10 protein-coding genes and 1 tRNA gene are annotated in these 14,165 nt (G+C 66.7%); 7 read left to right on the top strand and 4 right to left on the bottom strand.

All coding sequences use genetic code 11. The annotated features are described in order from the left end of the window. The first annotated feature begins 348 nt into the window (after positions 1 to 348). From murD to NE609_RS15130, 6 genes are all read left to right on the top strand, one after another. Positions 349 to 1,746 (top strand): UDP-N-acetylmuramoyl-L-alanine--D-glutamate ligase, encoded by a 1,398-nt coding sequence (gene murD / locus NE609_RS15155; protein WP_121587183.1) that lies wholly within the window; start codon positions 349 to 351, stop codon positions 1,744 to 1,746. Positions 1,747 to 1,780: 34 nt separating this feature from the next. Next, positions 1,781 to 2,809: a M42 family metallopeptidase gene (locus NE609_RS15150; protein ID WP_158595665.1), complete on the top strand. Its 1,029-nt coding sequence runs from the start codon at positions 1,781 to 1,783 to the stop codon at positions 2,807 to 2,809. Then, positions 2,809 to 3,822: a M42 family metallopeptidase gene (locus NE609_RS15145; protein ID WP_256152983.1), complete on the top strand. Its 1,014-nt coding sequence runs from the start codon at positions 2,809 to 2,811 to the stop codon at positions 3,820 to 3,822. The genes NE609_RS15150 and NE609_RS15145 overlap by 1 nt, the downstream gene beginning before the upstream one ends. Then, positions 3,819 to 4,649, top strand: coding sequence for a GNAT family N-acetyltransferase (locus NE609_RS15140; RefSeq protein WP_256152982.1), 831 nt, complete (start codon positions 3,819 to 3,821; stop codon positions 4,647 to 4,649). Before NE609_RS15145 ends, NE609_RS15140 begins: the two co-directional genes overlap by 4 nt. A gap of 272 nt (positions 4,650 to 4,921) precedes the next feature. Then, the gene (locus NE609_RS15135) at positions 4,922 to 6,196 is read left to right on the top strand and encodes a methionine gamma-lyase family protein (RefSeq protein WP_256152981.1); all 1,275 of its coding nucleotides are present in this window, start codon (positions 4,922 to 4,924) and stop codon (positions 6,194 to 6,196) included. Between the two features lie 53 nt (positions 6,197 to 6,249). After that, a tRNA-Leu gene (locus NE609_RS15130) sits at positions 6,250 to 6,334 on the top strand. A gap of 161 nt (positions 6,335 to 6,495) precedes the next feature. Here NE609_RS15130 and NE609_RS15125 read toward each other — a convergent pair. From NE609_RS15125 to NE609_RS15115, 3 genes are all read right to left on the bottom strand, one after another. Beyond that, complete coding sequence (locus NE609_RS15125; RefSeq protein ID WP_256152980.1) at positions 6,496 to 7,371, bottom strand: MBL fold metallo-hydrolase; 876 nt, start codon at positions 7,369 to 7,371, stop codon at positions 6,496 to 6,498. 91 nt (positions 7,372 to 7,462) lie between these two features. After that, on the bottom strand, positions 7,463 to 8,398 hold the full coding sequence (gene cysK / locus NE609_RS15120; protein WP_256152979.1) for a cysteine synthase A: 936 nt from the start codon (positions 8,396 to 8,398) through the stop codon (positions 7,463 to 7,465). 112 nt (positions 8,399 to 8,510) lie between these two features. Then, a complete protein-coding gene (locus tag NE609_RS15115; protein WP_256152978.1) occupies positions 8,511 to 8,948 on the bottom strand; it encodes an Rrf2 family transcriptional regulator in 438 nt (145 codons plus the stop codon). 275 nt (positions 8,949 to 9,223) lie between these two features. Here NE609_RS15115 and NE609_RS15110 point away from each other — a divergent pair, with 275 nt between their 5' ends. Continuing rightward, complete coding sequence (locus tag NE609_RS15110) at positions 9,224 to 12,451, top strand: UvrD-helicase domain-containing protein (protein ID WP_256152977.1); 3,228 nt, start codon at positions 9,224 to 9,226, stop codon at positions 12,449 to 12,451. Between the two features lie 562 nt (positions 12,452 to 13,013). Here the strand turns inward: NE609_RS15110 and NE609_RS15105 are convergent. Beyond that, positions 13,014 to 13,994, bottom strand: coding sequence for a DUF4397 domain-containing protein (locus NE609_RS15105; protein WP_256152976.1), 981 nt, complete (start codon positions 13,992 to 13,994; stop codon positions 13,014 to 13,016). Positions 13,995 to 14,165: the final 171 nt, after the last annotated feature.

Genomic DNA, 14,165 nt, shown 5'->3' with positions numbered 1-14,165 from the left:
TCCCCTTGAGCGCCCTTCTTCCGCCGACTTCTTGGGCGCGCAAGAAGTCGGCCCGTCCGCCGGGGCGGGACCCGGCAATCTATGCCGCCGAAGGCGGCACATCTGGAGCGCCCCCTAGGGGCGCGAAAAAAGCCCCGCCGGGCGCAGCGCGGCAAATCGAAAATCAGCGCGCGGCAAAACGCGCAAGTCATTCTTGCCGCCCACGGGCGGAAATTCCCGTGAAAGCTCCGCCGCTTCCCGAGCGGCAATGAAAAGCGCCGCTGCAACAAAATCCGCTTGATAAATCGGGGTATAGCGAATATAATAGGAACGTTCAAACGAATTCCAGGGCGAAATTGGAGGCAGCTTATGGACAGCAGGGTAGACCGCTTTTTTCACGGCATCAAAGGCAAGAAAATCTCCGTCATCGGCATCGGCGTGAGCCACAGCGACCTCATCAGCCGGCTGAACGACTACGGCGCGAAGGTGACCGCGCACGACCGCCGCACCCGCGAAGAGGTGGGGGAGGCGATCTGCAACAATTTTGAGGCGCGCGGGGTCAAGCTCCGCCTCGGGGAGGACTATCTCGAAAACATCGACGCGGACATCGTCCTGCGCACGCCGGGGATGAAGTTCCACCACCCTGTGCTGGAGCGGCTGCGCCGCGACGGGGTCGCCGTCACGAGCGAGATGGAGCTCTTTTTCGACCTATGCCCCTGCAAGACGATCGGCATCACCGGCAGCGACGGCAAGACGACCACCACCACGCTGATCGCCGAAATTCTCAAAGAGGCGGGCAGGCGGGTACATGTGGGCGGCAACATCGGCCGCGCGCTCATGCCGCTCATCCGCGACATCCGCGAGGGGGATTTCGCGGTGGCGGAGCTGTCGAGCTTCCAGCTCATCTCGATGCGGGAGAGCCCCGACATCGCGGTGGTCACCAACATCACTCCCAACCACCTCGACGTGCACAAGGATATGCAGGAATATATCGACGCCAAGCGCAACATCTTCGCGCACCAGGGGGCGTTTTCCCGCACCGTGCTCGGCGTGGACAACGACGTCGCCGCCTCCTTCGCCAACCCCGAATGCGTGCGGGGCCAGCTCTTCGAGTTCTCGGTCAAGCGCCCGGTGCGCACCGGCGCGTTTCTCGGGGAGGACGGCATTCTCTACATGTCGGTGAACGGCGAGCGCACCAAGATCATGCACGCCAATGAGATCAAGCTGCCCGGCCTGCACAACATCGAAAACTACCTCGCCGCGATCTGCGCCACCTGGGGCTATGTCGACCGGGAGGCGATCTACAACGTCGCGGTCGAATTCGACGGGGTGGAGCACCGCATCGAGTTCGTCCGGGAGAAGGACGGGGTGCGCTGGTACAACGATTCGATCGCCACCACCCCCACCCGCACGATCGCCGGACTGGAGAGCTTTGACCAGAAGCTCGTCATCATCGCGGGCGGCTACGACAAAAAAATCCCCTTCGACCCGCTCATCCCCAAGCTGGTGGAACGGGTCAAGACGCTCATCCTGATCGGCGCGACCGCCGACACGATCGAGGCGGAGGTGCGCGCCCATCCGGGGTTCGACCCGGCGGAGCTCGCGATCCTTCGCGCCGGAAGCCTCGAGGAGGCGGTCAAAAAGGCGGCGGAGGCCGCCGGACCGGGCGACATCGTCTCGCTTTCGCCCGCCTGCGCGAGCTTCGACATGTTCCCCAATTACGGCACGCGCGGCCGCCGCTTCAAGGAGCTCGTGAACGCGCTTTGAACGGAAAATGAATTTGAAAATACAGGAGGTTCCCATGACCACCACGGAACAGATATTAACCCTCGCGGGCGCGCTCGGCGTGTCCGGCGGGGAGGATGGGGCGGTGGAGGCGGCGCGGCAAATGCTCGCGCCGCTCGGCGCATGTGAGCGCGCGCCGCTCGGCTCGCTGCTTTGCAGGATCAAGCCGGTCCCCGCCTCGGGCGAGCATGTGATGCTCACCGCCCACATCGACAGCGTCGGCATGATCGTCACCTACATCGACGACGGCGGCTTTCTGCGCGTCTCGAACGTCGGCGGCATCGACCGCGCGCTGCTGCTCGCGGCACAGGTCGTCGTGCACACGGCGAAGGGCGAGCTGCCCGGCGTCGTCTGCACCGTGCCGCCCCACCTCAATTCCGACGACACCCACCTGCCCAAGATCGAGGACATCTCGATCGACGTGGGCCTTTCGGCCGAAGAGGCGCGGGAAAGGATCGCGCCGGGCGACCGCGTGACCTTCTGCTGTGAGGCGCGGGAACTGATGAACGGCCGGATCAGCACGCGTGCCGCCGACGACCGCGCCGGCTGCGCGGCGGTCATTTTGGCCGCGGAAAAGCTGGCGGAACGGGAGCTTTCCTGCGGGCTGTCCGTCGCGCTGACCACCCTCGAGGAGGTCGGCGGGCAGGGCGCGGCTACCGCCGCGAACATCCTCTCGCCCACCCACGCGGTGGCGGTGGACGTCTCCTTCGGGCACGCGCCCGACTGCCCGCGCGCCAAGTGCGGCGAGATGGGCGGCGGCCCGATGGTCGGCGTCGCGCCGGTCATCGACAACGGCATGTCCTCCCGCCTGCGGGAGGTCGCCGTGCGGGAAAACATCCCCTTCCAGATCGAGGTCATGGGCGGGAGCACCGGCACCGACGTCGACGGCATCGCCGTTTCGGGCGCGGGGGTGCGCTGCGCGCTTGTCTCGATCCCCCAGCGGTATATGCACACGCCGGTCGAGGTCGTCCACGTCTCCGACGTGGAGGCGACCGCCGAATTGATTGCCGCCTATGTGGCGGACGCGTTTGGAGGTGTCCGGTGATGCTCTATGAGAACCTTGCGAAATTGAGCGCCCTTCCCGGCGTGTCCGGCTGCGAGGAGCCGGTGCGGTATGAAATCCTCAAAATGATTGAGGGACACTGTATCTACAAGGTGGACGCGCTCGGCAACATCCTCGCCTTCAAAAAAGGGAGACAGGCCCCCGCCCATCCGCTCCTCTTTTCGGCCCACATGGACGAGGTGGGGCTGATCATCACCTGGGTGGAGGAGAGCGGCCTGCTCAAATTTACCACCGTGGGTGGCATCGACCGCCGGGTGCTCCCCGGCAAATCGGTGCGCATCGGGGAGACCTTTGGCGTGATCGGCTCCAAGGCGGTGCACATGAAGTCCGCCGACGAGCGGGACAAGGCCCCCGAGCCCGACGCGCTCTTCATCGACATTGGCGCGAAGGACCGCGACGACGCGTTTACCCGTGTCGCACTGGGGGACCGCGCGGTCTTCACCTCCCAATACACCGCCTTCGGGGACGGCTTCCTGCGCGGGCGGGCGCTCGACGACCGGGTCGGCTGCGCGCTGCTCGTCGAGCTGATTGGGTCGGAGCTTGCCTACGACACCCACTTCGCCTTCACCGTGCAGGAGGAGACGGGTACGACGGGCGCGCGCACCGCGGCCTATCAGGCGGGTGCGGAGATCGCGGTCGCCGTCGAGACGACGACCGCCTGCGACATCCCCGGTACCCCGCCCGAAAAGGTGGTCTGCTCCCTGAAAAAAGGCCCCGTCCTCTCCTTTATGGACAAGGGCACCGTCTACGACATGGACCTCTACCGCCGCGCGCTCGCTGCGGCGAAAGCGGGCGGCATCGCCTGCCAGCCAAAGGAGGGCGTCTACGGCGGCAACGAGGCGCGGTCGGTCCAGGTCGCGGGCAGGGGTGCGCGGGTGCTCGCCGTATCGGTGCCCTGCCGCTACTTGCACACCCCCTCCTGCGTCGTCAACCGGTTCGACTTGGATGAGACGCTCCGGCTGCTCGGCGCGCTGATCGCGGATTTCGGCGGATGATCCGCTATGTCGGCGGCGAGCTGATCCCACTCTTTGTGGAATCGATCGGCAATTTTGGTATATTCGGAACAAAAATATACGCACAGTATCAGACTTACGGCGTGTCGGACGGCGTGCTCGACCTCCGGCTGCTGCTTGGCGGGGACCGCGCCGTGGGCGCGGTGTCCCGGCTGGACGGCGCCGTCACACTCGCGGCAGACGCTGCGGCGGATGCGGACGAGCTCGCCGCCTTCCTCGGAGCCGTCGGCTGCCGCTCCTACGAGGGGGAGCGGGCGCTCTGCGAACGGGTGAACGCCGTGATTCGCGGCGGGCTTCGCTCGTCGCGAATCCTGCGGTGGGGCGGGCGTTCCGCCCCGGCGGACGCCCGCCCCGCCGCGGCCGCGCCCTGCGCGGACGGCGTTCCCCCGGGGACTGCCGCGCCCGCCGAGGACCTGGGAGCCGTCTATGCGCTGCTCTGCGCGGCCGATCCGACGTTCGCCGCACGCACCGATTATGCCGCGTGGCTCACCGAGGTTTCCCACAAGCGGCGGCACGGGCTGGCGGATATTTACATACTAAAAGTAGATAATCGTATTGTTTCAACGATTGGTATTTACTTTAAGGACGCCTCCCGCGCGATTCTGGCGGGCTTGGCGACCAACCCGGCCTGCCGGGGGCGGGGCTATGCCCGCCGGATGATGGCGCATGCGACGAATGCCGCGCTTGCGCAGGGCCTCGAGCCCTGGCTGCTGACCGCGGAGGACGGGATCGCGGCCTTCCACCGCGCCTGCGGCTATAGGGACGCGGGCTTTTGGTCTAAAGGGAACTTTCGAGAAAGTTCCCTTTAGAATCCTTCAAAGCTTTTGGCGCAGGCAGGGCGCGGGGGTTCTCCGCACGCTCGTACCGTGCGGCGGAACTGAGGCGGTCGGGGGACGAGGCTGGCTATTAACGTGAGGCGCGCCCGAATGAAAAGTTTTAGAAAGGGTCCGGGGAAACCTTTTTCAAAAGGGTTTCCTGGTGCGGTCGGGGGGTGCGAGTGGTTTTCGGGACGAGATACGCCCGAATAAAACGTTTTGAAGGGGGTCGAGGGGGAACTTTTTCAAAAGTGTCCCCCGGAGGTATGGTTGAACAGTTTTTTCACATCGATCCATCTATCGCGCGGATGGCGGAAGAGGCGGAGGAGACCTGCCGCGAGGCGTTCGCGCGCATCGACGGCAACGCGGAGTATAACGGCATGAAGGTGCTCTCCGCCTTCATCGAAAACAACGTGAGCGAGAGCCACTTTGCGGGCACGACCGGCTACGGCTACGACGACCGGGGCCGCGAGGTGCTCGACCGGGTGCTGGCGCGGGTAATGGGGGCGGAGGACGCGCTCATCCGGCACAATTTCGTCTCGGGCACCCATGCGATCACGACCGCGCTCTTCGGGGTGCTGCGGCCGGGCGACCGGATGGTGTCGCTGACCGGACTGCCCTACGACACCCTCCAGCCGGTGATCGGCATCGTGCCGGGCGGGCACGGTTCGCTCAAGGAGTTCGGCATCCGGTACGAGCAGCTCGACCTATTGCCCGACGGGTCCCCCGACTACGCGCGCATGGCGGACGCGGTGAAGGGGGCGCGGATGGCGTATTTGCAGCGGTCGCGCGGCTATTCGCTGCGGGAGTCGCTGAGCGTCGCGCAGATCGAAAGGATCGCGGGCATCGTGCGGGAGGCGAACCCCGGCGCGCTGATCGTCGTGGACAACTGCTACGGCGAATTCGTCGAGCGCCGCGAGCCAACGCAGGCGGGCGCGGACCTTGTCATCGGGTCGCTCATCAAGAATCCGGGCGGTGGAATCGCCAAGACGGGCGGCTATATCGCGGGGCGCGCCGACCTGATCGAGCAGTGCGCCTGCCGGCTGACCGCGCCGGGCGTCGGCAAGGAGGTCGGCTGCACCCTCGGGCAGCTGCGCGGGATGTTTATGGGGCTCTTCTTCGCGCCTACCGTGGTGGCCGCCGCGCTGAAGACCGCCGTCTTCTCCGCGGCGCTCTTCGAGCGGCTCGGCTTTGAGGTCTATCCGCATTTTGACGCGCCGCGCACCGACATCATCCAGGCGGTGAAGCTCGGCACGCCCGAGGGGCTTTCCGCCTTCTGCCGCGGGGTGCAGAAGGGCGCGCCGGTCGACGCGTTCGTCACCCCCGAAGCGTGGGACATGCCCGGCTACGACAGCAAGGTCATCATGGCCGCGGGCGCGTTCACGATGGGCGCGTCAATCGAGCTTTCCGCCGACGGGCCGATGCGCGAGCCCTATGCCGCGTGGCTTCAGGGCGGGCTCACCTGGCCGAGCGGCAAGACGGGCGTGATCCTCGCGGCGCAGTCGCTGCTCGAATCGGGCGTGCTCCGAAGGGACGGTTGACAAGCCGCGATGCGGAATGGTATCATGATTCTGCCGCCGTCCGGCGGCGCCGCGCGGGTATGGCGGAATTGGCAGACGCGCAGGATTTAGGATCCTGTGCCGCAAGGCGTAAGGGTTCGACCCCCTCTACCCGCACCATGACTGACACCCTAAAAAACCAGTGCGTATGCGCTGGTTTTTTAGCTGGTGGAAGGGATGCCATGACGAAATTGATTTCGTCGTGTAAAGGCAAATAAAAAAACAACCAGTCCCCGGACTGGTTGTTTTTTTATTTGCCGCCAGACCTGCGGTCGGGCGGTTCAGACGCGTTCCCACAGCAGACGGTTGTCCTCGAACCGCGCGGCGATCAGCCCCTCGTCGCAGAGGTAGCTGAGATAGGAGCGCACCGTGCTGCCCACGAGGACATACTGGTTGAAATCCATCGTGAGCCCATAGACGGAGAACACCTCCCGGATGACCCCGTCGGGCGTGCGGGGCTCGGCGCAGATGGCGAGCACCCGTCCGGCAATCTCCTGGACCTTGGCGCGGTTAAGCGCGGCGAGCGGGCGGATATCCTCCGCCGCGGGGGCGTGCGCCGGGACGAAAAGCTTCGCCTCGAGCGTCTCCACCCAGTCGAGCGTCTCGAGGTAGGCGCGCACGTCGTAGATGAAACCGACGTGGTATTTTTCGAGGACCGCCTCCCCGGAGAGGCAGTCGGCGAGGAAACAGACGCCGTCGGGCGTGCGAAAGCCGACCATCCCGAAGAAATGTCCCGGCAGCGGGAAAACCTCAAGCCCTTCGGGCAGCGGGGCGCCCTCGATGGGGGAGGGCACGCTCTCCTGCGCCATCAAAAACTTGTTGCAAAGCGCCTTGCAGGGATACCCGCCGTAGAGGAAGGAGGGCTCGAGCCGCGGGGCGCGGATCAAGGCGTTCTCCGCGGGCGTCGAATAGACGGGGCAGTGGTACCGGTCCTGCAAAAACCGGTTCCCGCCGATGTGGTCCGCGTTCGAGTGGGTGTTGAGGATGCCCGCCAGCGTCCAGCCGTTGGCGTCGAGCAGCTTGCGCACCCTGCGCCCCGCGTCCTTGTCGTTGCCGCTGTCGATCAGCCACGCGCCGTCCTCCGCGAGAAAAAGCCCCATCTTCGCGGGACAGTCGATATACCACGTCCGCTCCCCCGCCCGGATCAGTTCATACATGCCGACGCCTCCTTGTCCGGATGATGACCCCATTTTACCACAAAAGCGAGGCGGCCGGAAGTCCCTTCCGGCCGCCTCTGCTGGGGTGCTTTTATTCCCCTGAAAAGAGGGGGGTGGAGAGATAGCGGTCGCCCGTGTCGGGCAGCAGAACGACGATCGTCTTTCCGCTGTATTCGGGTCGGCGCGCGAGCTGTGCCGCCGCCCACACCGCCGCGCCCGACGAGATGCCCACGAGCACCCCCTCCCGCCGCGCGATCTCCCGCCCGGCGGCAAACGCATCCTCGTTTTCGACGGTGATGATCTCGTCGTAGATCGCCGTGTTGAGGGTGTCGGGGACGAAGCCCGCGCCGATGCCCTGGATTTTGTGGGGGCCGGCGCTTCCGCCCGAGAGGACGGGGGAGCCGGACGGCTCCACCGCGACGATCCGGACCGCCGGGTTCTTCGATTTGAGGTACTCGCCGACGCCGGTGATCGTGCCGCCGGTGCCGATGCCCGCGACGAAGACGTCCACCTCGCCGCCGGTGTCCTCCCAGATTTCCGGGCCGGTTGTGGCGCGGTGCGCGGCGGGGTTCGCGGGGTTTTCAAACTGCCCGGGGATAAAGGAATCCGGGATCGCGGCGGCGATCTCCTGCGCCTTTGCGATCGCGCCCTTCATGCCGAGCGCGCCGTCGGTGAGCACCAGCTCGGCGCCGTAGGCCTTCAGCAGGCTGCGCCGCTCGACGCTCATCGTCTCGGGCATCGTCAGGATGACGCGGTAGCCGCGCGCCGCGCCCGCCGCCGCCAGCCCGATGCCGGTGTTGCCGCTCGTGGGCTCGACGATCACCGAGCCCTCCCCGAGCCGCCCGGCCCGCTCCGCCTCGTCAAGCATCGCCTTGGCGATGCGGTCCTTGACCGAACCCGCCGGGTTCAGGTATTCCAGCTTTGCAAGCAGCCGCGCGTCGAGGTTCTCCCGGCGTTCGTAGTTCGTCAGTTCAAGCAGCGGTGTCCCACCGACCAGTTCGGTCATGCTGCGATAGATCTTTGCCATATCCAGTCCCTCCTGAAGGTATGTTGCAGAATTCATTTAATTCCTATGTGTTTAGTATGAAATTAGTATAGCGGGAGAACGCCGGTTTGTCAACCCCCGGATGGGAGATTTTTCAGATCACGTAGTCGTTGCCCGCCTTTGCCCGCTGGATCTCCACGAGGTCGGCTAGCGTCATGCCGTCCACCGTCTCGTTGATCGCGCGGGAGAGCCGTTCCCACAGCACGAGGGTCGCGCATTCCCCCGCGCGCGCGCAGGCGTTGGGGGAGTCGTCCAGGCAGGCCACCGGCGCGAGGCTCCCCTCGATCGTCCGCAGGATTTCCCCTGCCGTGTAGTCCGCGGGGACCTTCGCGAGCCGGTAGCCCCCCTGCGGGCCGCGCACGCTGCGCACAAGCCCCGCCCGGCCGAGCACCGTGACGATCTGTTCGAGGTATTTGACCGAGATCTCCTGCCGGGCCGAAATGTCCCGCAGGGAAATGTATTCTCCCGTGTCGTGCAGCGCAAGATCGAGCATGAGCCGCAGCGCGTAGCGCCCTCTTGTTGATATCTTCACGGCAATCCCTCCATTCCTCTGTCATTATACGCCCCCCGGGGGACTTTGAAAAGTCCCCTCAACTTGCCGAAAAAGTTTTTCGGCAAGTTGAGGGGACCGCTGCGGCGGGCTTATCCGCTCGCTGCGATCGCTCAACGTGCGGTAGGAACCTACGGTTCCTCCACACACGCCCCCCTCCCTGTTTCCGTCTGACCGGCCGCCGCCGTCCATCGCCGCTTGCATCCCCGGGGAAAAGGCGGTATGATGATACCATTCCAAAAAAACGGAGGACGCCTATGCTCATCGCCGACCTGCACATCCACTCAAAGTATTCCCGCGCGACCAGCGGGGAATGCGTGCCGGAACATCTCGATCTGTGGGCCCGCCGCAAGGGGATCGGGCTTTTGGGCACGGGGGATTTCACCCATCCCGCCTGGCGGCAGGAGCTGCGGGACAAGCTCGTCCCGGCGGAGGAGGGGCTCTACACCCTCCGCGAGGGACTGCATGTGGAGGGCGCCGCGGGAACGGAGCGCCCCCGGTTCGTCGTCACGGGGGAGATCAGCTCGATCTATAAAAAGGACGGCCGGGTGCGCAAGGTCCACAACCTCATCCTCCTGCCCGGCCTCGAGGCGGCGGAGGCCCTCTCGAAAAAGCTCGAGGCGATCGGCAACATCCATTCGGACGGGCGGCCGATTCTCGGGCTGGACAGCCGCGACCTGCTGGAGATCACGATGGAAACCTGCCCCGAGGCGGTCTTTATCCCCGCGCACATCTGGACGCCCCATTTTTCCCTCTTCGGGGCGTTTTCCGGCTTCGACACGATCGAGGCCTGCTTCGGCGACATGACCCCCCACATCCATGCGGTCGAGACGGGCCTCTCCTCCGACCCGCCGATGAACTGGCGGCTGTCGGCGCTCGACCGCTACGCGCTCGTCTCCAATTCGGACGCGCACTCCCCCTCCAAGCTCGGGCGGGAGGCCAACCTGCTGGAGATCGAGCCCTCCTATCCCGCGCTGGCCGCGGCGCTGCGCGGGCGCGGCGCGCCCGGCTTTCGCGGGACGGTCGAGTTCTTTCCCGAGGAGGGCAAGTACCACTTCGACGGGCACCGCAATTGCAAGCTCTGCCTGCGCCCGGGCGACACCCCGGCTGACGGGCGCTGCCCCGTCTGCGGCGGCAAGCTGACGATCGGCGTGCTCCACCGGGTGGAGGAGCTCGCCGACCGGGAGGAGGGCTTCGTTCCACAGGATTCGGTCCCCTTCCAGAGCCTCGTGCCCCTGCCCGAGGTGATCGCCGCCTGCACCGGCTTCGGCCCGGCGAGCGGCAGGGTGACGGCCCGCTACGAGGCGCTTCTGCGCGAGCTCGGCCCCGAATTCACCATCCTGCGGGAGGTCCCGGAGGAGGAGATCGGCCGGGTGGCGGGCCCGGCGGTGGCCGAGGGGGTGCGCCGGATGCGGCGCGGTCAGGTGGAGCTCTCCCCCGGCTACGACGGGGAGTATGGGAAGATCAAGCTGCTCGACCCGCAGGAGATCGAGACGCTCGCGGGGCAGATGAGCCTGTTCGGGTCGTCGTCCCGGCCCGCGCCCAAAAAGAAAGCGCCCGCCGCGCCGCGGCCTGCCCGCGCGGCCCAAAAGGCGGAGGAGGTCTCCGCCGCCCCGCCGGAGGGTGGGGCGCTCGCGGGGCTCAACGAGGAGCAGCGCGCGGCGGTCACGGCGGCGGAACCCGCCGTGGCGGTTGTCGCGGGGCCCGGCACCGGCAAGACCAAGACGCTCGTCGCCCGCGTCGCGTGGCTCGTCGGGCAGGGGGTCAAGCCCGCGCAGATCACCGCCGTCACCTTCACCAACAAGGCGGCGGGGGAGATGCGCGAACGGCTCGAGGCCCTCTTCGGCAAGCGCGCCGTGCGCGCGATGACGATCGGCACCTTCCACGCCATCTGCCTGCGGCTGCTCTCCGAACGGGGGCCGGTCTCGCTGATCGGGGAGGGGGAGGCGCTCGCCGCCGCCTCGGAGGTAATCGGCGCGCTCGACCTGCGGCTCTCCGCGCGGAAGCTCGTGCAGGAGGTCTCCCGCCGCAAGGGCGGGCTGCCCGCCGACGGGTCGGTCCCGGTCGAGGCGTGCGAACGCTACTGCGAACTGCTGAAGGAAGCGGGCGTCCGCGACTACGACGATCTGCTGCTGGACGCCTACGGCCTCTTCGTTCACGGGGAGGCCACGGCGAAGGAGCGGCGCGCCTTTACCCACCTGCTCGTGGATGAGTTCCAGGACGTGAGCGACGTGCAGTACCGGCTGGTGCGCGCCTGGAGCGGAGAGAGCGCCGGGGTATTCGTCATCGGCGACCCCGACCAGTCGATCTACGGCTTCCGTGGGTCGGACGCCCGGTGCTTCGCGCGCTTTGCCGCCGACTGGCCCGCCGCGAAGACCGTCGTTCTCACCCGCAACTACCGCTCCACCCCGCAGATTCTGCGGGCGTCCCTGCCGGTCATCTCCAAAAACGGGGGCCCGGAACGGACGCTTGAGGCCCAGCGGCCGGACGGCGGCCCCGTGCGGCTCGTCACGGCGGCGGACGAATTTTCAGAAGCGATCTTTGTGGCCAAGGAGATCAACCGGCTGGTGGGCGGCATCGACATGCTTGACGCACAGGGCGGCGGGGGCGCGCAGCCCCGGGGCTTTTCCGACTTTGCAGTCCTCTACCGGACCCACCGGCAGGCCGAGGCGCTGGAAAAATGCCTCGGCATCGAAGGGATTCCCTATCTTGTCGCCGGGCGGGACAAGCTCCTGTCCGACGGGCTGGTGCGGGGCGCGGTCGGCTTTTTCCGGGGCCTTTGCGGCTCCGCCGATCCCTTCTCCCTGCGCGCCTGCCTGACCGAATCGCTCGGCTGTGAAAGGGCTGCGGCGGATGCCTTCCTGCGGACGGCCGCCGGGGCGGCGGCCGATTCCCCGGTGCGGCTGCTGGAATTGCTCCCGCCCGCGCTCGCGGCGGCGGAACCGCTTGTCCGCTGGGCGGAGCTGGCGGAAAAATATCTGCCGCGCGCCCGGCGGGAAAAGCCCCGCCGCCTGCTCGAGGGCTGGATCGAGGACACCGGGCGCTCCTCCCCCGCCATGGAACGGCTTCTAAACATGGCGGTGCTCCACGCCGACATGCCCGCCTTCCTCCTGAACCTCACCCTCGGCGAGGAGCGGGACGTGGCGCGCAGCGGCAGCCGCGCCTACCTCTCCGACGTGGTCACCCTGCTCACCCTGCACGGCGCGAAGGGGCTCGAATTCCCCGTCGTCTTTCTCTGCGGCGCAAAGCGCGGCATGCTTCCCCTCGACTCGCCCGGCCGCTCGAACGATCCCGCCGAGGAGCGCAGGCTCTTCTACGTCGGCATGACCCGCGCCAGGGAGGAGCTTGTCCTGCTCTGCCCGGGCGAGCCCTCCCCCTTCCTCGCGGACATCCCCGCGGACCAGCTCGCGCGCAGCCACGCCACCCCGGCGCGCCGTCCCGCGCCTGGCGGCGTGCAGCTGAGCTTTTTCCAGGGGAACTTTTGAAAAAGTTCCCCTGGACCCTTCAAAACGTTTGGTTCAGGCCGGCCGTCCGCGCCACCGCACGCGCGCCCCGTGGGGGAAGGCAGTCAAAGAGAACGGTTTTGAAAAAGTTCCCCTGGACTCCTTAAAACATTTGGTTCAGGCCGGCCGTCCGCGCCGCCGCACGCGCGGCACAGTTCCGGGGACTCTCCGGCAGAGGCGTCGAGGCGCGTGCGCCTCATGGAGGGGGCCGAGCCGTCCCCCTCCATGGGCCACCCCTGCCAGGTGCGCTGGCACTTGCCGTTCCTCCTGTTGGGAGCGTCCGCAACCTGAATTGAGCCCTCAGCTGGTGTACCCGTGGGGAGTGACGGTAGTTTGCGGGTTATGGCAAGGTACTCCCGGAGATCCCTAAGAACCCGGCGGAGGGTTCTTAGGCGGACTTTTGGTTCCTTTTCGTCCGTCCGAAAAGGAACCCGTGGCGCGCGGCGGAACGCGCTCGTGATTCTTGCCGCCCACGGGCGGCAATTCCCGTGAAAGCCCCGCCGGGCGCAGCACGGCAAATCCAAAACCGCCCGCCGGGAGGCGGTCACCGATCCTCGACGATCATGGTCTGAAGCGCGTCGGGGGAGGTATCCCGGCTGAAGATGTACAGGGTATAGGTGGCGTTGGGGCGGATGGTGACAAAGGTGGACACCAGCGCCTGCGGCAGTTCAAAGACGGTGACGCCGCCGTCGAGCGTTTCGATGTCCGCCATACGCGGCTCGGGGCGCAGGTTTGTCTCGGCGATGTCGATCTGGTAGTCGCCCGGGCGGATGCGTTTGAAGGAGGTGACCTCCTTGAAGCGCACGTCGCTGTAGATCACGCGCCCGTCACCGAGCAGGATGTCGACCGGATTGCTGTAGTAAGCCAGGTTGCACGCCCGGAAGCAGGACATCGAGGCGGGCCGCGCGCAGGAGGTGTCGGAAATCTGCAGGAGGTCGAGGCCGCTGGCGGAGTTGATGACGGCGATCGTCACGTTGTCGTCCGCCTTGAAGGGGATGGATTTCTGGAGATAGACATAGCCGTTCGTGCCGGTAACCGTCACGGTCTGGAACCCGTTGGACACCCTGCCGTAAGGGGTGAGGGAGGTAAAGCCGAGGCCGTTGACGATGAAGCGGTTGTTGATGAAGATGCGGAAGGGCCGGTAGCCGAAGGCGGCGTTGAGGAAGCGGACCTTTCCGAATCTGCCCGCTCCGCAGTAAAAGCAGGGAGGATTCGGCGCCGGCAGGATGGGGATCGTCTGTCCCGGACGGCCGGGTGCGACGGGTCCGCCCTCCCCGGGGTTGGGCAGCGGCACGACGGGGAAGTTTCCGCCGGGACCGGGCGCGACCGGGCCGCCTTCGCCCGGGTTGGGCAGCGGGATGGAAGGGGTATCGCCGCCGAAAACGGGACCGCCCTCGCCGAAATCGGGGAGCGGCAGGGCGGGCGCGTCGCCCGGTGCAACCGGGCCGCCCTCCCCGGGATTGGGCAGCGGCGCGACCGGGATGTTCCGGCCGGAATATCCGCCCATGTTGTCGGATGAATACATGTTGATCCATCTCCTTTCACGATTTCTACCATACTATTAAAAAGCCGGGCCTCCGGTGATTCTTCCGGGGCCCGTTTGCCCGCCGGGGAGAAAAACGCCCCGCGCGGGCGCGGACGAAAAAAGGGGGGGGGGGGGGGGGGGGGGGGGGGGGGGGGGGGGGGGGGGGGGGGG

This window comes from Anaerotruncus sp. DFI.9.16 (genome assembly GCF_024461615.1).
In the GTDB taxonomy this organism is placed as follows: domain Bacteria; phylum Bacillota; class Clostridia; order Oscillospirales; family Ruminococcaceae; genus Anaerotruncus; species Anaerotruncus massiliensis.
The sequence above is the reverse complement of the archived record's forward strand: the minus strand, read 5'-3'. Positions and strand labels throughout refer to the sequence as shown.